Source organism: Chitinophaga sp. (genome assembly GCF_039596455.1).
In the GTDB taxonomy this organism is placed as follows: domain Bacteria; phylum Bacteroidota; class Bacteroidia; order Chitinophagales; family Chitinophagaceae; genus Chitinophaga.
The window spans coordinates 1,475,727-1,494,884 of record NZ_JBCNJR010000001.1 but is presented as its reverse complement, the minus strand read 5'-3'; the positions used below and the strand labels follow the sequence as shown (position 1 = coordinate 1,494,884).

15 protein-coding genes are annotated in these 19,158 nt (G+C 54.2%); 2 read left to right on the top strand and 13 right to left on the bottom strand.

The features are described 5' to 3' along the window. Window positions 1–7 precede the first annotated feature (7 nt). Complete coding sequence (locus ABDW36_RS06275; protein WP_343701023.1) at window positions 8–1,483, bottom strand: ATP-binding cassette domain-containing protein; 1,476 nt, start codon at window positions 1,481–1,483, stop codon at window positions 8–10. 123 nt (window positions 1,484–1,606) lie between these two features. On the opposite strand from ABDW36_RS06275, the gene ABDW36_RS06270 reads away from it, so the two are divergent. After that, window positions 1,607–2,059: a GNAT family N-acetyltransferase gene (locus tag ABDW36_RS06270; protein ID WP_343701022.1), complete on the top strand. Its 453-nt coding sequence runs from the start codon at window positions 1,607–1,609 to the stop codon at window positions 2,057–2,059. Between the two features lie 31 nt (window positions 2,060–2,090). After that, entirely contained in the window at window positions 2,091–3,215 is a 1,125-nt protein-coding gene (locus ABDW36_RS06265) for an SMI1/KNR4 family protein (protein WP_343701021.1), read from the top strand. A gap of 61 nt (window positions 3,216–3,276) precedes the next feature. Here ABDW36_RS06265 and ABDW36_RS06260 read toward each other — a convergent pair whose 3' ends face one another. The 12 genes from ABDW36_RS06260 to ABDW36_RS06205 all read right to left on the bottom strand — a co-directional run bounded on the left by ABDW36_RS06260 (window position 3,277) and on the right by ABDW36_RS06205 (window position 19,141). Continuing rightward, window positions 3,277–3,996: a DUF6048 family protein gene (locus ABDW36_RS06260; protein WP_343701020.1), complete on the bottom strand. Its 720-nt coding sequence runs from the start codon at window positions 3,994–3,996 to the stop codon at window positions 3,277–3,279. Further along, entirely contained in the window at window positions 3,968–4,438 is a 471-nt protein-coding gene (locus ABDW36_RS06255; protein WP_343701019.1) for a DUF6452 family protein, read from the bottom strand. The genes ABDW36_RS06260 and ABDW36_RS06255 overlap by 29 nt, the downstream gene beginning before the upstream one ends. 24 nt (window positions 4,439–4,462) lie before the next feature. Next, on the bottom strand, window positions 4,463–7,279 hold the full coding sequence (uvrA, locus tag ABDW36_RS06250) for an excinuclease ABC subunit UvrA (protein WP_343701703.1): 2,817 nt from the start codon (window positions 7,277–7,279) through the stop codon (window positions 4,463–4,465). Window positions 7,280–7,618: 339 nt separating this feature from the next. Continuing rightward, on the bottom strand, window positions 7,619–8,881 hold the full coding sequence (gene fabF, locus ABDW36_RS06245; protein ID WP_343701018.1) for a beta-ketoacyl-ACP synthase II: 1,263 nt from the start codon (window positions 8,879–8,881) through the stop codon (window positions 7,619–7,621). A 112-nt stretch (window positions 8,882–8,993) separates the two neighbouring features. Next, a complete protein-coding gene (locus tag ABDW36_RS06240) occupies window positions 8,994–10,472 on the bottom strand; it encodes an MBOAT family O-acyltransferase (RefSeq protein ID WP_343701017.1) in 1,479 nt (492 codons plus the stop codon). A 3-nt stretch (window positions 10,473–10,475) separates the two neighbouring features. After that, a complete protein-coding gene (locus tag ABDW36_RS06235) occupies window positions 10,476–11,765 on the bottom strand; it encodes a GDSL-type esterase/lipase family protein (RefSeq protein WP_343701016.1) in 1,290 nt (429 codons plus the stop codon). Beyond that, window positions 11,746–13,101, bottom strand: coding sequence for a hypothetical protein (locus ABDW36_RS06230; RefSeq protein WP_343701015.1), 1,356 nt, complete (start codon window positions 13,099–13,101; stop codon window positions 11,746–11,748). The genes ABDW36_RS06235 and ABDW36_RS06230 overlap by 20 nt, the downstream gene beginning before the upstream one ends. Before the next feature lie 53 nt (window positions 13,102–13,154). Continuing rightward, on the bottom strand, window positions 13,155–13,667 hold the full coding sequence (locus ABDW36_RS06225; RefSeq protein WP_343701014.1) for a glucosaminidase domain-containing protein: 513 nt from the start codon (window positions 13,665–13,667) through the stop codon (window positions 13,155–13,157). Between the two features lie 729 nt (window positions 13,668–14,396). Further along, entirely contained in the window at window positions 14,397–16,145 is a 1,749-nt protein-coding gene (gene aspS, locus ABDW36_RS06220; RefSeq protein ID WP_343701013.1) for an aspartate--tRNA ligase, read from the bottom strand. A gap of 56 nt (window positions 16,146–16,201) precedes the next feature. Further along, window positions 16,202–17,254 (bottom strand): FAD-dependent oxidoreductase, encoded by a 1,053-nt coding sequence (locus tag ABDW36_RS06215; RefSeq protein ID WP_343701012.1) that lies wholly within the window; start codon window positions 17,252–17,254, stop codon window positions 16,202–16,204. A gap of 92 nt (window positions 17,255–17,346) precedes the next feature. Then, window positions 17,347–18,234 (bottom strand): succinate--CoA ligase subunit alpha, encoded by an 888-nt coding sequence (gene sucD, locus ABDW36_RS06210; RefSeq protein ID WP_343701011.1) that lies wholly within the window; start codon window positions 18,232–18,234, stop codon window positions 17,347–17,349. 91 nt (window positions 18,235–18,325) lie between these two features. Beyond that, on the bottom strand, window positions 18,326–19,141 hold the full coding sequence (locus ABDW36_RS06205; protein ID WP_343701010.1) for an ATP-binding cassette domain-containing protein: 816 nt from the start codon (window positions 19,139–19,141) through the stop codon (window positions 18,326–18,328). Window positions 19,142–19,158: the final 17 nt, after the last annotated feature.

Here is a 19,158-nt window from a genome sequence, read left to right as displayed (position 1 = left end):
TATCACTTTAAATCATCTTACCGTTCCGTATGCGTAAAAAATGCCGTACGCCGGAAGGCAGCTCTTCTTCATAATGGGTTACATAAATGAGGGTAACGGGCAGGTGGCGGCACAATTCTTCCACCACGCTCTTGAAATGATTTTTCTGGTGCGCGTCAAGCCCCTGGCAGGGTTCATCAAAAATGAGGAGGGGCGGGTTCTTTACCAGCGCGCGGGCCAGCAGCACCAGGCGCTGCACGCTTTCCGGCACCTGCTGGAATTTTTCGTGCGCAAACCTGTCTGTTTCCAGCACCTTCAGCCAGCCTTCCGCTTTCTGCAGCTGCTCCGGCGTACAGGTACGCAGGTAGCCGATAGTATCAAAAAAACCGGAGCCCGCCACCTGCAGGCAGGTAGCGTCTGATTTAAAATACTGGTGCAGTTCGGGAGAGACGAAGCCTATTTTCTTTTTAATGTCCCAGATGCTTTCCCCGCTGCCGCGCCGGCGGTCAAACAGCTCAATCTTGTTGGCGTAGGCCTGGGGATTGTCTGCATTGATGAGGCTCAGCAGGGTAGATTTGCCGGAGCCGTTAGGCCCCAGCAGGGCCCACTGCTCGTGGGGGCGGATGGTCCAGTTGATACCGTCCAGTATCACGTTCTCCCCATACTTCACAAAAATATTCTCCATGCGCACCATGTGCTCATAGCGGGCTGCCGGTGCGTCTGCAATGAGGCCGGCCAGCAGGGCGGGGTCTATTTGCAGGCCTGCGGCGGGCTGCTCTTCTTCCCGGTATTGCTCCAGGAAGGCCTCCCGCGTATAGGCGCCGGCAATGCGGCCTTCTTCCAGGTGCAGCACATGGGTAATAACGGGAGGGATTTCAGCGGGAGAAGTAACCAGCACTACGGTGGTGCCTGATTGCGCTACATGGTCTACAATGCCATGAAAGGCCTTGCGGGCCTGCACGTCCAAGCCAATAAAAGGATTGTCCAGCAGCAGCAGGGCGGGTTTCCTGAGCAGGGCCCCGGCAATGCGCACCCGCCGGGTTTCCCCGTTAGACAGCTTGATAAGCTCCTTGTCTGCCAGCCCGGCCACCTGCAGGGGCGCCAGCTCAGGGTCTGCGGCGCGGCCTTCGAGATACTCGTTCACGGTGGGCGCATCTCCGGAATCCATGCTGTTAAAACGTTGCTGGTAGTAAAAATCCGTGGTATGAGACAGGTTGCGGAAATCGTGATGATGCCCTACCATGGCAATCAGGCGGCGATAATTGAAATACGGGTCCGTAATTTCATGCGTTTGCCGGTAGCGGTCGTAAAAATAATGTCGGATACTGCCATTGATAACATTATTTTTGCCAAGAATTGTGTGCAGAAGGCTGGTTTTACCGGAACCGCTGTTGCCCGTAATGGCCCAGTGCTCCCCGGTATTGATCTGCCAGGAAAGGTTGTGGAAAAGCGTTTTATCAAGATGGCGCACGGTAACGTGCTCCAGGGACAGAAATGGTAGCATGCCGCTGATTGAATTCAAAAAAAGTGGTTTCCGTGCCCAATTTCGGCAACCTCTTTGATAAATCATAACGGCAATAGCATAAAATTGTATTAAAAGTGTGGGCTTCCCCCAAAAAACGAATGCATGCATATTGATTGGAAAATCAAGCAATTCAACGAATTAAGCGCGGAGGAACTATACCAGGTGCTGCGGCTGAGGAGCGAAGTATTTGTAGTGGAACAAAAGTGTGCGTATCTTGATATGGATAACGCAGACCAGGCAGCTATACACGTAATGGGGTGGATAGACGGGCGGCTGGCCGCTTACACAAGGTTGTTTGCGCCGGGTGTCAAGTTCGATATGGCAGCCATCGGGAGGGTTGTTACAGCACCTTTTGCAAGAAATAAAGGAATTGGGCGTATCTTGATGCAGTTTTCCATTTCAACGCTTGAGACGCATTGGGGTAAAATACCGGTTAAGATTGGCGCACAACTGTACCTGCAACGATTTTATGAATCCCTGGGTTTTGTAAAAAGCAGTGAAATGTACCTGGAAGATGACATCCCGCATATAGAAATGATCAGAACTCCGGCGTAAAAGACAATTTTTAAAATATATTACATATACAATGAGGCCACTCGAACAGTTGAATACGATGCTGCATGAGAAGTATCAAACCAACAAACAGGAAGAATATACCGTAGAATTGATGCCTGGTTTATCTGACCAGGAAATTGACACCATAGCGAAACACCTGCGCACCAAACATATTCCCGAAGAAATACGGGAACTATTACAGTTCAGCAGCGGCTTTCTCTTTTACGGCCTGGACGCTATCACCTTTGACGGCACCCGCGATTTTGAGATCTATAACCTCATCCCCAACTCTATCCGCATTGCCGGTGACGGTTACGGCAACTACTGGGTGCTGGACGTAGACAGCCAGGGTAACTGGGGCAGTGTGTTCTATGTATGTACAGACCCTGCCGTTATTGTGAAACAATCTGAAAACCTCACGGAATTCCTGCAGCAGCTGCACGAGTACGGTAAAGAAACCCGTAAATCGAGCATTGACATGGTGCACGAAATAGTGGTGAACGATATCTGGAACCGCGAAGACGGCCTCATTCCCCGTGATGAAGCCCGTTATTCTGAAGATGAGGAGCTGCGCGCCTTTGCGGAGCAGCTGCCGTACAACTATTACATCGGGGACCTGCGGAACCAGCCGGTAGGCGCCGGTTTTGCCTGGGGCAAGTTCAGTACTGACCCGCGCGGCATTATCCGTTACCGGGAGGGCTACCTCTGGGGCATAGAGAAAAAGCAGCAGCGCGGCGGCTTTGGCGGCGGCCGTGGCGGCGGGGGCTTCAACCGCGGTGGCGGTGGCGGCTTTAACCGCGGCGGTGGCGGTGGTTTCAACCGCGGAGGCGGCGGCGGCCGCGGCGGGTATGACCGTGGGGGCGGAGGAGGAGGTTATAACCGCGGCGGTGGCGGCGGATATGACCGTGGCGGCGGCGGCGGGTACGACCGTGGCGGCAGCGGCGGAGGCTACAACCGCGGAGGCGGTGGCGGCTATGACCGTGGTGGCGGACGCGGCGGGTACGACCGTGGCGGCGGCGGATATGAAGGCGGCCGTGGCGGATATGACCGTGGTGGCAGTGGTTATGACCGCGGCCCGGAACGCGGCGGTTATGACGGCGGCGGACAAGACAGCGGCAACCGCGGCGCAGCCCCCGAAAACTTTGACCAGGAATAATACATCTCACAGAACATATTACGCAAACGCCGGGACCAGTTCCCGGCGTTTGCATTTCATGCTATAACTTAATGGCCTGTTTTACCTTGTAAAGCGGTATGAGGTACGCAACGGAGTATTGCATGTCAAAGCTGCTATTCTTGTAACCCTTGCCATAGCCGGGAATCACCAGCGGCGGAAAATCTTGTTTGGATACATTGCGGCTGATGAGCAGCCTTTCATGCAGGCTCCAGCCCAGGTAGAAATTTTTGAGCACTTCTACCTTGATGCCTACCGTCAGCTCAAACCAGTGGGCCAGCTGGCTGGTTTTAGGCACACTGCCGGTATAGTTCCCCCAATAATCGCTGGAAACATGGTACTCCGGCACTTCATAGCTGTAAAAAGCCAGGCCGTAGCGGGCCCCGCCGTAGATCATGAAGTTCTCTTTCGGCACCTGCCTTTTCAGGAAGTTGTAGTTGATGCCCAGCGTAAGGCCTATGCCGCTGCTGCGGTAGGTATAATTCTCGTCTTCGTGAGACGTGCGGTTATAACTGAGGTCTGACGCAAAGTACAGGCGGTCGTTATACCGCGCATCCAGGTTAACGGTAACGTCTGTACGGTAGGGCTGAAAATAATGCACGGCTATCCTGGAAATATCCAGCCCTATGCGCAGGCCCGCGGGCACCATCATGGTCACCGGCTTTGCGGTATCCTTTTTGGGCTTCTGCGCCTCCTGGGCAGCGGCGCCAAGGGTGAGCAAGAGCAGCAGGGTACTAAAAATGGAGCGTGACATTCTTTTCATTGACGGTGGTTATGGCCGGTTGATTGATCTGTATGCGCCTGATCACCCTCCGGGTAGAAAAAACGGTGTCCAGGTGATAATGCATCACCACGCCGCAGCCGGCAGATACAAACTTTGGCTGGCGGCTGTAGCGGAAAGTAATGGTATCTATAGCGGCGGTAGAATCTGTTTGCAGGTAAAACCGGCTGCTGTCTGCCACCCTGTCCAGCTGGAACTGCAGGCCCGTGAGGCTGGGCTGCCGGCGGTATATGGTGTCTTTGTTCAGCGCGCCGAAGGTTACCTTCGGGAAAATGGTATCCCTTTCCAGGTCTGTGGAATCCCTGAAATATACAAATGCTACGCGCAGCTCCGTGCGCGTGTCCGTATCACAAACCTTGGTATCATCGTCACACGCCGTAAGGCCCGCCAGCAGCAGGCCGGCAATCAGCAGAAAATATTTCATATGGCGCATTGTTGGCACAGCGGTCTATTTCTTCAGTTCTTTTTTCAAAAATACGGCGGTATGGCTTTCCTTGCAATTGCTTACTTCTTCCGGCGTACCGGTGCAGAGTATGCGGCCTCCGCCTTCGCCCCCTTCGGGCCCCAGGTCTACCACGTAATCCGCCACCTTTACCACGTCCAGGTTATGTTCGATCACCAGTACGGTATTGCCTCTTTCCACCAGTTTATTCAGCACGTTCAGCAGCAGCTGAATGTCCTGGAAGTGCAGACCGGTGGTGGGCTCATCCAGGATGTAGATGGTTTTGCCGGTGTCTTTCTTGGACAGCTCCGTGGCCACCTTCACGCGCTGGGCCTCGCCGCCGGACAGCGTCACCGCGCTTTGCCCCAGGGTGATGTACCCCAGCCCTACATCCTGCAGGGTTTTTATTTTGCGGTAAAGATAGGGCACCGGCTGGAAGAACTCAACGGCCTCTTCCACCGTCATGTCCAGCACGTCTGAAATAGATTTGCCTTTATAACGTATCTCCAGCGTTTCCCGGTTGTAGCGGCGGCCGTTGCATTTTTCGCAATGCACGTACACATCCGGCAAAAAGTTCATTTCTATCACCCGTACGCCTGCGCCTTCACATACATCGCAGCGGCCGCCCTTAACGTTAAAGGAAAAACGACCGGCGTTATAGCCTCTTATCTTGGCTTCGGGCACGGCGGCAAACAGCTGCCTTATTTCCGTGAAAAAGCCGCAATAGGTGGCCGGGTTACTGCGCGGCGTGCGGCCTATGGGCGACTGGTCAATTTCTATCACCTTGTCTATTTCCTCCAGCCCCTTGATGCTTTTGTAAGGCATGGGCACCAGCTTGGAATCATACGCATGACGGGAGAGAATAGGGTATAATGTTTCGTTGATGAGGGTTGACTTGCCGCTGCCGGACACGCCGGTAACGCAAATAAACACGCCCAGCGGCAGCTTCAGGTTCACGTTCTTGAGGTTGTTGCCGCTGGCGCCTTTCAGCTCCAGGAACTTGCCGTTGCCCTTGCGGCGCTTTTCCGGCACGGGTATTTCCCGGCGCCCGTTGAGGTAGCCGGCCGTGGCCGTGCCCAGCTTCAGCATATCAGCAGGGCGGCCCTGGGCCACCACGCTGCCGCCGTGTATACCCGCGCCGGGGCCGATGTCTATCAGGTGGTCTGCACTGAGCATAATGTCTTTATCGTGCTCTACCACTATCACGGTGTTGCCCATGGTTTTGAGGTTGCGCAGGGCCTCTATCAGCCGCATGTTGTCCCGCTGGTGCAGGCCTATGCTGGGCTCGTCAAGAATATAGGTGATGCCCATCAGCTGGGAGCCTATCTGCGTGGCCAGCCTGATGCGCTGAGATTCTCCGCCGCTCAGCGTACGCGTGGGGCGGTTGAGGGTGAGGTAGGTCAAACCCACGTCCAGCAAAAAGCCCAGCCGCTCCCGTATTTCTTTCAGCACGTCTTTGGCAATCACGTTCTGCTTGTTATCAAGCCGTTTCTCTATGTCTGCAAACCAGGCTGCCAGGCCGTTGAGGTTCATGTCTCCCAGCTCCGAAATATTTTTCCCGTCTACCTTGAACATCAGGCTTTCCTTTTTCAGGCGGCTGCCGTTACATTCAGGGCAGGTGGAAAGCTGCATGAAACCTTCCGCCCAGCTGCGTACGGCATCTGAAGAGGAATCGTTAAAGTAGCGGCGCACCATGTTCACCACCCCTTCGTACTCCGTGGCGTACATTTCCCCGCCGTTATCGTCAAAACCCATGTCTACTTCCAGCTTGCCGTTCTCGTCACCGAACAGCAGCACGTTCATGGCCTTTTCCGGTATTTTTTCGATAGGGGCGGAAAGCGAGAACTTGTATTTCCTGGCGAGCTGCTGTACCTGTTTAAAAGTAAAAGTATCTCTTGCTTCACCCAGGGGCACCAGGCCGCCTTCGTTGATGGATTTGCTGCGGTCAGGCAGCACCTCGTCCATATTGATCTGGTAAATGGTGCCCAGCCCCTTGCAGCGGGGGCAGGCGCCATAGGGGGAGTTGAAAGAAAAGGTGTTGGGAGACGGCTCTTCATAAGAAATGCCCGTATCCTCACACATCAGCTGGCGGCTGTACTGAGATACCTTTGCCGTGTCATGGTCCATCACAAACATCAGCCCCTTGCCCATCTGCAGCGCTTTCTGCACGCTCTGGCTGATGCGGGTGCGGGCGTCTTCCTGTACCTGTACGCGGTCTATCACCAGCTCAATGTCATGTATCTTGTAACGGTCTACCTGCATGCGCTCCTTGAGATCCAGCACTTCTCCGTCTACCCTTACCTTGAGGTAGCCCTGTTTTCTCACCTGCTCAAACAGCTCCCGGTAATGCCCTTTGCGGCCGCGCACCAGGGGGGCCAGTATCACCAGTTTCTTTTTCGGGTAATGCGAATACAGATGCGCCAGTATTTCCTCTTCGGAAAAACGCGTCATGCGTTTGCCGGTGTTATAGGAAAAGGCCTCTCCCACACGGGCGTAGAGCAGGCGCAGGAAGTCATATATCTCTGTAATAGTGCCTACGGTAGAACGCGGGTTCTTATTGGTAGTTTTCTGCTCAATGGAGATCACGGGAGAAAGCCCCATGATCTTGTCCACATCCGGCCGTTCCATGTCTCCAATGAACTGGCGCGCATAGGCGGAAAAACTTTCCATATACCGGCGCTGCCCTTCGGCGTAGATGGTATCAAAGGCCAGGGAAGACTTGCCGCTGCCGCTGATACCGGTAATTACCACCAGGCTGTTCTTGGGGATGCGGATGTCAAGATTTTTAAGATTATGCTCACGGGCGCCGTACACCTCTATCATTTCTTCCTGAGCGGCCACTGGAGCGGGTTTTTCTGCTGTTTGTTGCTTTTGCTTTGCCATATAGTTCCCGAACACGAAATTCAAGATACTAAACTACGCTTTTGTGGGTTGAATGAAAAATAAAAACGGGCCGGAAGAGCTTGAACAGCAGAATGGCAGCAGGTTGGCAGCAGTGAGAGCTAACGCGGATATTATTTTTTGACATACGTATGAGGCTGGGGATGCAAGGAACGGAGGCCGTTGGGGCAGCGTATGGAAAACACACGCATTACACAAAGACGGCAGCAAAAAAAACGGAGGCCATAAGGCCTCCGTTTACAGTATCTGTCAGGATAAAAACTACCCCTTGAATTTTGCAAAAGCAGCAATAGCGTTGTGCCCGCCAAAGCCGAAGGTGTTGCTCAGCGCAACGTTGATCACACGTTGCTGCGCTTTGCCAATGGTCAGGTTCAGGCCTGCGGGAATGTCTTCTCCCGGCTCGGTGGTATTGATGGTGGGAGGCACTACATCGTCCTGTATGGCTTTGATGCAGGCAATGGCCTCAATAGCGCCGGCAGCGCCCAGCAGGTGGCCGGTCATGGATTTGGTGGCGCTGATGTTCAGCTTGGAAGCATGTTCCCCAAAGAGGGCCTTGATGGCTTTCAGCTCGCTCACATCTCCCAGCGGGGTGGAAGTGGCGTGCGCGTTGATGTAATCCACATCTTCCAGCTTCAGGCCGGCATCGTCAAGGGCTTCTTTCATGCCCAGCTGCGCGCCTGCGCCTTCGGGATGGGTAGCCGTGAGGTGATATGCATCGCAGCTCATGGCGCCGCCTACCATTTCTCCGTAGATGGTAGCGCCGCGGGCAATGGCATGCTCATAATCTTCCAGTATGATGGCGCCGGCGCCTTCTCCCATCACAAAACCGTCCCGGTCTTTGTCAAACGGGCGGGAAGCATGCACGGCATCGTCATTACGGGTAGAGAGCGCCTTGAGGGCGTTAAACCCGGCAATGCCTGCGCGGGTAATGGGGCCTTCTGAACCGCCGGCCATGATCATGTTGGCCTTGCCCAGGCGGATATAGTTGAATGCATCTACCAGCGCGCTGTTGGAAGAAGCGCAGGCAGACACGGTACAATAGTTGATGCCCATCAGGCCATATTTAATAGCGATCTGGCCGGCAGCAATGTCTGAAATAAGGCGGGGAATGAAGAAGGGGCTGAATTTGGGCACAAAGTTGGCCTGCGTAAATTCCACTATCTGGTCTTCGAAGGTTTGCATACCCCCGTTGCCGGATGCCCAGATCACGCCAAAACGGCTGCGGTCGATCTTCTCCAGGTCTACCCCGCTGCTCTGGATGGCTTCCTGGGCCACCACCATGGCATACTGCGTAAAGGTGTCCATCTTACGCGCTTCCTTCTTTTCTATGAATGCATCTATATCAAGTCCTTTCAGTTCACAGGCAAATTTTGTTTTGAATTCAGTGGTATCGAATTTGGTAATAGGGCCCGCACCACTCATCCCGGCTTTCATGTTATTCCAGAACGTGTTTACATCATTACCAATCGGTGTGATTGCTCCCATTCCGGTGATCACTACTCTCCTCAGTGTAACAGTACGCATAAGTTTTACTTTGAATGACAAAAGTTAGGTCGCAAAGTTAGTCACTTATTATCAGTAAAACGCATACACATGTAATTATTTTAGTATGTACTTTGGATTTATATCAACACCTTTAAAATTGCAGGTAGATGGGCAGCATGGGCTCCAGGGTCTTTACTTCGTTGAGGAACCAGATGAAGAGGGTCAGTACGGCCACACTGCCCCACAGCGGCAGCTTTACCAGGCCCGTTTCCACCTGGCGCTCCGCCCTTTCAGGCAGAAAATGCAGCAGGTATCCGATGCCCATTATCACAAACACCTTTGGGTATGCCTGCAGCAATTGCAGGCCCAGGCCGCCCTGGAAGTTGAAAGCCACCTGGTGCAGCAGGTTACCGGCGGTACTGAAAGTTTCGCATTTAAAGAACACCCAGCAGAAGCACACCAGGTGGAAGGTGAAAAGCACGCCGCCAATTTTCCAGAGCCGGGCTTTGAGGCCGGTGGCGTTTTTGTGCAGGCCCAGCTTTTTCCATTGTTTGTCAAGCCCCAGCGCCGCGCCGTGCACGCCGCCCCAGAAAATAAAGTTCCAGCTGGCCCCGTGCCAGAAGCCGCCGATGAGCATGGTGAGCATCAGGTTGAGATGCTGCCGCCATTTGCCCTTGCGGTTACCGCCCAGGGGAATGTACACATAATCCCGCAGCCAGGAGGAAAGGGAGATGTGCCAGCGGCGCCAGAACTCCGTGATGGAGCTGCTTTGATAGGGCCTGGCGAAATTGGGAGGGATCACAAAACCCATCCAGCGGGCAATGCCGATGGCCATATCTGAATACCCTGAAAAATCGCAATAGATCACCAGGGCGTAGCCGTACACGCCAAAGAGGCATTCAATACCGGTGTAGCGGGTAGGGTCGTCAAAAATATACTGTACAAAGTTCTGGTAAATGAAATCGGAGATCACTACTTTCTTGAACAGGCCGCCCATGATCAGGAACAACCCTTTGCCCACATCTTCCCGCGTGAGCACGTAGGGTTTGTATATCTGCGGAATGAAGTCTGCCGCCCGCACAATGGGGCCCATCATCAGCTTCGGGAAAAAAGACAGGAAAAAAAGATAGTCCAGGAAGCGCCCTACGGGTTTTATTTCCCTGCGGTACACGTCTATGGTGTAGCTGAGGTTCTCGAAAGTATAGAATGAAATACCGATGGGCAGCAGGATGTTGACCGGACTGATATGGCCGCTGCTGATGCCGTTGATGATGTCTATAAAGAAGTTGGTGTACTTGAAGTAGAACAGCATGCCCAGGTTGATCACGATACTGAACCAGAGCAGGCCGCGGCGTGTGCGTTCCTTCTCTTCCCGGTATATGCGGTTGCTGAGGTAGAAATCTACAATGGCGCTGAGAATCACCAGGCCCACAAACATTCCGCAGGCCTTGTAAAAAAAATACAGGGAGAACAGCGTGAACACCCACACGCGGCCGCGTTCGTGGTTGCGCACCAGCTGGTAACACAGCAGGAAGGCCGCAAAAAAGTACAGGAAAAACGCACTGTTGAAGAGGATGGGCTCCTCAGGATCGTACAGCAGTTGTTTGGCCAGGTTTTCTACAAAAGACATCTGTTAACGGTTAAAAGCGGAATAGCCTGCCTCCAGCGCTTCATACAGCAGCGTGCCCTGCAGGGTGTATCCATAGGCGTTGAAATGTACACGGTCTCCGCTCCAGGCGCGGGCAAACCTTTTATCTTGCGGCATGGCCTGGTAGAGGTCCCACCAGGCAAAGCCCTTTTCTTTACAGTATTGCACCATGGCCTCCCTGATAACGGCCACCTGCGGGTTGCGCGCATAGGTGGTGCGGTAGTACACCCGGCGCGAGCCCTTTTTACGGTAAGGCACCTGCCGCTTTTTCATCATGCCGGAGGGCGGGGTGGTGAACAGGATGCAGGCTTCCGGGGCGTGCCGCCGGATGGCGGCCACAGTGGTTCCCATTTCCTGCCGTAATTGCGCGGCGCTCACACCGCCAAAGGCTTCATTGGTGCCGAGAGACAATATAACCAGCTGCGGGGCCAGTGCTTTCATTTGCGCCGCCACTGCTTCTCCCGGTTTATTGTAGTGCGCAAACTGCGCCCCGTTTACGCCAATGCCGTGATACAAAACGCCGGGCTCCCCGTTTGCCAGCACCGCCCCGTAAAACGTTACTGCGCCGGGCCAGCGGAGGGAGAAGGCGGAAACGGCGGTGTCCCATTCAATGAGAGTGCGGTTAATATTTTCCGGCATGGAAGGCGCGCTGCTTTCACCGGCGTCTTCCCCGTTCTCCGTGGAAGGCCTGGTGCTTTCACCCGAAGCTTGTTCGCCCCGCACGTAAGGCCTCTTGCTCTCTCCGGCCCCTGCCTCACCGGCCTTTCCTCCGGCCGCGGCATGCTCTCCTGTTACAACCATCTCCGGCCCCTTATAAAAACAGGCAGCGCTGCGCAGCGGCATGGCGGGGTTGCTGCTGAAGGTCAGCACCGGAGCGCTATGGCTGCTGCGGATGAACATCCCCGAAGGACTCTCCATTACACTGTTGCCCTTTTCCACCGCCCGCTCGGCTTCCCAGCGTACATTGCTGCTCCAGCGGTAGCCGTTGGGCCCGTTGGTACCCGCCAGGTTGTAGGGAAACACCCAGCCGGGGCCGGCATCACCAAATTTGGCTTTCAGCGGCGCTGCCACGGCGGCCGGTAAAAAACCGGCCTGTACATGGGAGTCTCCCAGGTGCAGGATGCGCACTACCTGGCTGTCTGCCTGCTGCAGCAATGCGTAGAAGCGGTACAGCGCCGTATCGTTATACAGGAACTTGCGCTGCGCCGAGGCATTGCCTTGCAGCGCAACAAGCAGCAGTATCAAAACGGCCGCCTTACATCTGGCCGTCTTCATATTCATCCATAATGGCTTTATACAACAGCGCCCCTATTCTTGATGCGCCCCTGAAGTTGAAATGCGTATAGTCACGGTTGGCCAGCGCGGTGTCTCCCTCTACCCAGCGCGCCATGGCCCCCTCCCCACCCATGGCGGAAAAGAGGTTCCAGTACGCCATGCCTCTTGATTCGGCAAAGCTGTGCTGTATTTTCATAAGCGCCTTTACCCCGGGCGCCGTAATGTACCGTCCTTTTTTCTTGTAAGCCTTATCTGCCGTGCCTACGATGAGGATAGACGTTTCAGGGAACATGCGCCGCAGGGAATCTACCACTTTCACCATGGGTTTCTCGTACCAGTCAAAACGGGTGTTTTCAGGCAGGAACAGTACGTTGGCGCCGTAATGCAATACTATCAGATCGTACGGGCGTACAGCCTGCATATCTTGCCAGACGCGGCGGCTCAGCTTGCCCAGCTCTATGCCGCTGATGCCCCGGAAAGAATAGTTATCGAGGAACACGCCGTTGCTGCTCTCAAAGCAGGCCCCGTAAAAGGGCGCCGCGCCTTCGCTGTTGAAACGCAGGGTGATGGCCCTTTCTGTGCTGTCTGTCACAAAAGTATACGCGTTGATGCCTTTCTGCCCCTGCAGTTTGATGGGGCGGCGGTTGATGCTTACATCTCCGCTGCCGCGACCGTACAGCAGGCTTACTTCGTTAAACTCGTTCAGCCGCTTGCGCCTCACCGGCTGGTAGCGTACCCAGCTTTGCGGGGCGGGCACAAACACATGGCCGGAAATACCCAGCTCCGTGCCGGGCGGAGGGGTGTTCTTGAAATGATAATCCATCCAGTCTTCAGAAAAGCTGTGGGCAATGGTGGTGCGGAAACCCGATACCACGGAGGTGGCCGGCACATACCCTACGCCCTTGCCGCCGAAATTGGCCTGCAGGCTGTCACGAAGGTCTTGCGTAATGAGGTCTCCCTCAATCATGGAATCTCCGAAGTAAGCAATACGCACTTTTTTGCGGTGGCCCGCCCGGAGGGCGCGGAGCGCATCTATAAAATTTTTCAGGCCGGCGCCCTGCCGCCCGTTGTTATAGCCGTAATTGAGAATGCCGGTGTAGCTGGTATAGTCTACGGGCCGCTCAAGAGAGCCGGCTGCGGAATCGGGCACTGCCGCCACCACTACGCTGTCTGCCGGAGCCGCCTCTACGGCCCGCAGGTCTGCCAGCACGTCAAGCGGGCGCAGGGTATGGCCCGCTACCGAAAAGGAATTATTAAAAAGCGACAACAGCCCCAGGCAGCCCAATGTGCCGAGGGTAATCAGGAACGGGTAGGGATGTTTGTTTCCGGAGGGCATAAGTAGGCGTATTGCAACGTGTTACGTATAACCGTAACAGTTAAGCTGCAAATCTATTGTTTTGCCAGCTTTAATTCATCATCCAGTTCATATAATTTATACCGCCTGATCATGCCTGATACCCTGTTTACCCATATCTGCCCGGCTGAGGAGTAACCAGACTGGATCAGTTTGGCCAGCCAGGCGCTGTAATCATCGTTCCCTTTCATGCCGGCGTACCATCTACGTTTCATGACCAGCTTCACGAACTGCCGGTAAGAGGCCGTATCTGACGCAAACTCGCGGTATACGGAGCGGTAGGTGCCGCCTCTTTTGGCCAGGTTGTTTTTGCCTACTATACCAAAATGGTTACGCAGCAGGCGGGCGTTTTTGCTGGTGCCCATGCCTGATTCAAGCATGGCCACTCCCAGTATCACACTGGCCGGAACACCGGTTTCTTTCATGAGGTTAACTGCAACGGGCTCAAATTGTGCCAAGTACTTTTGGGGCGTTTTCTGTGCCGAAGCGGCCAGGCCGGATACCAGCAAGCCGCTGAGCAACAGGTTTCTTCTTTTAACTAAAAACATGCTGTTCTTTTAAATCTACCTATCTGCACCGGTCGGGATTCACGGGGCAATATTAAGACAAAACGCAAACATGAATTGTAATTGATATGTTAATAAGTTATAATTCATCAATTATCCGATACTATTTTACCATGAAAACGATGATATTCAGTTGGAAGTCGTCATAAAGTGGAAAAGTTATGCTGTGGATAACCGTTACAGTCCTGTTTTCGGTACCGGAGTGCGTCAAAATAAGGGTCATTTTGCGAAAAAACGGGCCTAATTGATTGATAATGTGCTGGTTGATTGTTTCCCTTTTTTGCGTTTATGCCTAAAACACGCACTCCCTATGCACTATCCTGGGAGTATACTGGGAGTATGGTGGGGGTTACTACGGAGTAAGGTGGGAGTAAGGTGCTAGCAACGTGCAAGTGTCTTATCCTTGTCTTATCCTGAAAAAACTTTACAGCGGAATAGGTTAATACGGCTTTGCCTTTACAGGCTGGATATTAATCCTGCCTGAACGGTCTTGCCCTGATATAGGTTCACACAGCCAGTACCTATGTCAGACCTAGTTCCTACCTATATCAGACCTATATCACACCTATGTTAGACCTATGTTAGACCTATATCAGACCTATGTTAGACCTATATCAGACCTATATCACACCTAGGTTAGACCTGGTTAAGACTAAAAACACCGGCCCGAAGCTATCTGCTCCGGGCCGGTGTTACAGTATTCTGACCCGCCTATTTCAGCAGGGACAATTTCAGTTCATCCAGCTGCACCTGGTCAATTTCGCTGGGAGCGTCCAGCATAACATCGCGGCCGGAGTTGTTTTTCGGGAAGGCAATGAAGTCACGGATGGTTTCGCTGCCGCCCAGCAGGGAGCAGAAGCGGTCAAAGCCGAAGGCAATGCCGCCATGGGGCGGGGCGCCGTACTCAAAAGCGCCCAGCAGGAAGCCGAACTTATGCTGCGCTTCTTCCTTGCTCATGCCCAAAGCTGAAAACATTTTCTCCTGGAGGTCTTTCTGGAAAATACGGATGGAGCCGCCGCCTATTTCGGTACCGTTCAGCACAATGTCATACGCATTGGCCTTGATCTGCCCGAATTTGGAGGGGTCGTCCATCAGGTGGAGCTGTTCCGGCTTGGGTGCGGTGAAAGGATGGTGGCGGGCTACCCAGCGGTTCTCTTCCTCCGCATACTCGAACAGGGGGAAGTCTATTACCCAGAGGGGTTTGTACTCGTCTTTATTGCGCAGGCCCAGGCGTTCTCCCATTTCGAGGCGCAGCTCGCTCATGGCCTTGCGGGTGCGTTCTTCCTTACCCGCCAGTATCAGTATCAGGTCTCCGGGGTTGGCGTTACACTGCTCTGCAAACAGCTTCAGGCCACGCTCGTTGAAGAACTTGTCTACAGAGCTTTTCAGGGAGCCGTCTGTGTTGTACTTCACGTAAATCAGGCCGCTCATGCCTATCTGCGGGCGCTTCACCCACTCCGTCAGCTCATCCAGCTGTTTGCGGGTGTATTCAGAGCAACCTGCGGCATTGATCCCTACTACCAGCTCCGCTTCGTCAAATATCTTGAAGCCGTTGCCACGGGCGGTCTCGCCCAGGTCTGTCAGCTTCATCTCGAAGCGGATATCCGGCTTGTCGTTACCATAGTACTTCATGGCATCGTCCCAGGTCATGCGGGGGAAGGGCTCATTGAACTCGATCCCTTTGATTTCCCGGAACACGTGTTTGGTCATTTCCTCGAAGGTGTGGAGGATGTCTTCCTGCTCCACGAAGCTCATTTCACAGTCTATCTGTGTAAACTCCGGCTGGCGGTCTGCCCGCAGATCTTCATCCCGGAAGCACTTCACTATCTGGTAGTACCGGTCATACCCGCTCACCATCAGCAGCTGCTTGAAGGTTTGGGGAGACTGGGGCAGGGCATAGAACTGGTTGGGGTTCATGCGGCTCGGCACCACAAAGTCCCGGGCCCCTTCCGGCGTGGATTTGATGAGGTAGGGCGTTTCTATGTCCATAAACCCGCGGCTGTCCAGGAAGTTCCGCACGGAGCGGTTTACCCGGTAGCGCAGGGTCAGGTTCTGTTTCACGAGGTTGCGGCGCAGATCGAGATAGCGGTATTTCATGCGCAGCTCGTCACCACCGTCCGTATCGTCCTGGATGGTGAAGGGCGGCGTTTTGGAGCCGTTCAGCACGGTAAATTCCGAAACGGTTATTTCCACATCGCCGGTGGGGATGTTGGGGTTTTTGTTGGTACGTTCGGTTACGGTCCCTTTCACCTGTAATACGAACTCCCGGCCCAGGGGCTGCTGGTCAAGCTGCGCGTTCAGCGATTCGCCCAGCAGCAGTTGCGTAATGCCGTAGCGGTCACGCAGGTCTATAAACGTAATGCTTCCAAACTTGCGGACGGTTTGCACCCAACCCGCCAGCGTCACGGGCTGGCCTGCATGTTCCATGCGCAATTCACCACATGTGTGCGATCTGTACATTTGTTCTGATTCTTTTAATAAAGGAGGTCAAAGATAAGATATGAATGCCTGAAATTCTACCTCAAAGCATTAAAATACCGTTTAATATCAATTTCAGGCCTTAGCGGCTCCCCCTGCAGCAGGTACCTGCAGAATTGGCCCGCGGCCCAGGGCGCCAGGGAACAGCCCTTGGAGCCCATGCCGTTGAAAATGCCCAGTTGCGGGAAGCGGGGGTGCATGCCTACAAAGGGCCGCCGGTCCATGCCGGAGGGGCGTACGGCTGCTATATGGTCTTTTACGGTGTAGGGGATGCGTAACAACTGTTGCAGGCTATTTTCCAGGGAGGCGCGTGCCGCCGCGCCGGGCAGGGCGTCTGCATAATCCCAGGAAAAGGTGGCCCCTGCCCACCAGGTATGGCCGTTTTGCGGCACCAGGGTAATGCTTTTTTTGATGATGTCTGTGGCGTTCAAGCCCGGGATCTCCACCAGCAGCACTTCGCCCTTGTTCGGCAAAAACCGCAGCCCGGTAAAATATGGATTGGCGGGGCTCTCCACGCCTTCGCAAAAGATTACGGCCCTGGCGCTTGCGTCTTTATACTGCACGCTTCCTTCCTTCATCTCCAGTACGGATATGTCAAACCGTTCTTCCCGCAACAGGCCCCTGTGCTGCAGCCATGCCCGCCAGGCGGGCAACAGGTGGTTGAGCTGTACATTGGCGCCTTTGATGATGCCGGCGCCGTGGGGCTGGTGCAACAAACCTTCGTAGCGGGGGGCGGCGGGCCTGAACATGTAGCCGGCCGGCTGTGCAGACACTTCACGCTCAAACGCCTCCTGCATCTGTGCAGACGGCCACACGCTCCAGATATCCCGCTCATGAAAGCAGGTTATGCCCAGCTCCTTTTCCATGGCCCGGTAGCAGCGCTCCGCTTCGGGATAAATAATATCGTACAGCCAGGCCAGCTCAAAACGGCGGCCAGATACGGGGTTGATGATGCCTGCGGCCGTGCGGGAGGCGGTACCCGGCCGCCCATCGTCATACACCAGCACCCGCTGCCCTGCCTGCACCAGCTGCCAGCTGAGCACCGTGCCGGAAATGCCCTGTCCTATGATGATATAGTCGTATGAATGCATGGTTGAAGGCTCAAAAGTAATATACCGGGCGCAAAACAAAACGTCCCCGCCGCCTTCCGGCAGCGGGGACGCGCTTTTTCAGCAATATGTTATCAGGCGGGCACAGCCTTGCCTTTCAGTACTTCTGCCATTTTCTTGCCGATGTCTGCCGGGCTGTCTACCACGTGAACACCACATTCGCGCATGATCTTCATTTTAGCGGCGGCAGTATCGTCCGCACCGCCAATGATGGCGCCGGCGTGGCCCATACGGCGGCCCGGAGGCGCTGTTTGGCCGGCAATGAAGCCTACCACGGGTTTGGTGCCGTTCTCCTTGATCCACTGGGCTGCTTCAGCTTCCATGCTGCCGCCGATCTCGCCTATCATGATGATGGCATCGGTTTCAGGATCGTTCATCAGCAGTTCCACTGCGTCACGGGTGGGGGTGCCGATGATGGGGTCTCCACCAATACCGATGGCGGTAGATACGCCCAGGCCGGCTTTCACCACCTGGTCTGCCGCTTCGTAAGTGAGGGTGCCAGATTTGGAAACGATGCCCACACGGCCTTTCTTGAAGATAAAGCCGGGCATGATGCCTACTTTGGCCTCTTCCGCGGTGATCACACCGGGACAGTTAGGCCCAACCAGGCGGGTGCTGTATGCTTTCAGGTAATTCCTGGCTTTCACCATGTCCTGTACAGGAATGCCTTCCGTAATACAAACTACCAGCGCGATGCCCGCGTCAGCGGCCTCCATAATGGCGTCCGCAGCAAATGCCGGGGGCACAAAAATGATGGACACATCCGCACCGGTGGCCTTTACGGCATCAGCCACAGTATTGAATACCGGGCGGTCCAGGTGGGAGCTGCCGCCTTTGCCGGGCGTTACGCCACCTACCACGTTGGTGCCGTACTCAATCATTTGGGTGGCATGGAAAGTACCTTCGGTACCGGTAAATCCCTGCACAATCACTTTACTATGCTTATTTACTAAAACACTCATCGCGCTTGATTTAATTAATTTACGTTAAGGTGGGGCAAAAATAACAGATAATGGCTAAAAAGAAAAGGATAGCCCTGATAGTTGAAGAATATTAACTATTTGATGAAGCTTCTCCCCCTTTTTTCCGCCAGGCCTTGTCACGGAACACCTCCATTTTGCGCATTTCCTTGATGTCCTGGAAGAACTCCGAGGCAAAAATGAAATCGTTCAGCAGCTTGTCATCAGAAAAGATGATGTCTTCGTTACTGCCTTCCCACTGCTTTTTGCCCTGGTGCATGTAGATGATATGGTCACCGCTTTCCATTACGGTGTTCATATCATGGGTGTTCACCACGGTGGTGATGTTAAAATCTACCGTAATGTCTTTGATCAGTTTATCTATTACGAGGGATGTTTGCGGGTCAAGGCCGGAGTTGGGCTCATCTACGAACAGGTACTTGGGGTTGAGCACTATGGCGCGGGCAATGCCTACCCGTTTTTTCATACCGCCGCTGATCTCCGCGGGAAACTTGTTGTTGGCGTCTTTCAGCTGCACGCGGTCAAGCACTTCCTGCACGCGCTTCTTGCGCTCCTTGTAACTTTTATTGGAAAACATGTCCAGCGGGAACATCACGTTCTGCTCCACCGTCATACTGTCAAAGAGGGCGGAGCCCTGGAACAGCATGCCTATTTCCTGCCGGATGGGTTTCTTTTCCTTGTCTGTCATGGCGGTGAAATCTTCATTATTGTAGATCACCTGCCCGCTGTCAACACTCATCAGCCCCACCATGCACTTCATCAGCACCGTTTTACCGCTGCCGCTGGCGCCTATGATGAGATTGGTTTTGCCGGCTTCCATCTTTAAAGACACGTCCTTCAGTATCTCCTTTTCTCCAAAGCTTTTCCTGATATTTTTCAGTTCTATCATAACTCCGTCTTCAAAAT

Coding starts and splice junctions, on each gene's coding strand:
- ABDW36_RS06275 (WP_343701023.1), bottom strand. CDS start 1,483: ATGCTACCATTTCTGTCCCTGGAGCACGTTACCGTGCGCCATCTTGAT.
- ABDW36_RS06270 (WP_343701022.1), top strand. CDS start 1,607: ATGCATATTGATTGGAAAATCAAGCAATTCAACGAATTAAGCGCGGAG.
- ABDW36_RS06265 (WP_343701021.1), top strand. CDS start 2,091: ATGAGGCCACTCGAACAGTTGAATACGATGCTGCATGAGAAGTATCAA.
- ABDW36_RS06260 (WP_343701020.1), bottom strand. CDS start 3,996: ATGAAAAGAATGTCACGCTCCATTTTTAGTACCCTGCTGCTCTTGCTC.
- ABDW36_RS06255 (WP_343701019.1), bottom strand. CDS start 4,438: ATGAAATATTTTCTGCTGATTGCCGGCCTGCTGCTGGCGGGCCTTACG.
- uvrA (WP_343701703.1), bottom strand. CDS start 7,279: ATGATAGAGGTGTACGGCGCCCGTGAGCATAATCTTAAAAATCTTGAC.
- fabF (WP_343701018.1), bottom strand. CDS start 8,881: ATGCGTACTGTTACACTGAGGAGAGTAGTGATCACCGGAATGGGAGCA.
- ABDW36_RS06240 (WP_343701017.1), bottom strand. CDS start 10,472: ATGTCTTTTGTAGAAAACCTGGCCAAACAACTGCTGTACGATCCTGAG.
- ABDW36_RS06235 (WP_343701016.1), bottom strand. CDS start 11,765: ATGAAGACGGCCAGATGTAAGGCGGCCGTTTTGATACTGCTGCTTGTT.
- ABDW36_RS06230 (WP_343701015.1), bottom strand. CDS start 13,101: ATGCCCTCCGGAAACAAACATCCCTACCCGTTCCTGATTACCCTCGGC.
- ABDW36_RS06225 (WP_343701014.1), bottom strand. CDS start 13,667: ATGTTTTTAGTTAAAAGAAGAAACCTGTTGCTCAGCGGCTTGCTGGTA.
- aspS (WP_343701013.1), bottom strand. CDS start 16,145: ATGTACAGATCGCACACATGTGGTGAATTGCGCATGGAACATGCAGGC.
- ABDW36_RS06215 (WP_343701012.1), bottom strand. CDS start 17,254: ATGCATTCATACGACTATATCATCATAGGACAGGGCATTTCCGGCACG.
- sucD (WP_343701011.1), bottom strand. CDS start 18,234: ATGAGTGTTTTAGTAAATAAGCATAGTAAAGTGATTGTGCAGGGATTT.
- ABDW36_RS06205 (WP_343701010.1), bottom strand. CDS start 19,141: ATGATAGAACTGAAAAATATCAGGAAAAGCTTTGGAGAAAAGGAGATA.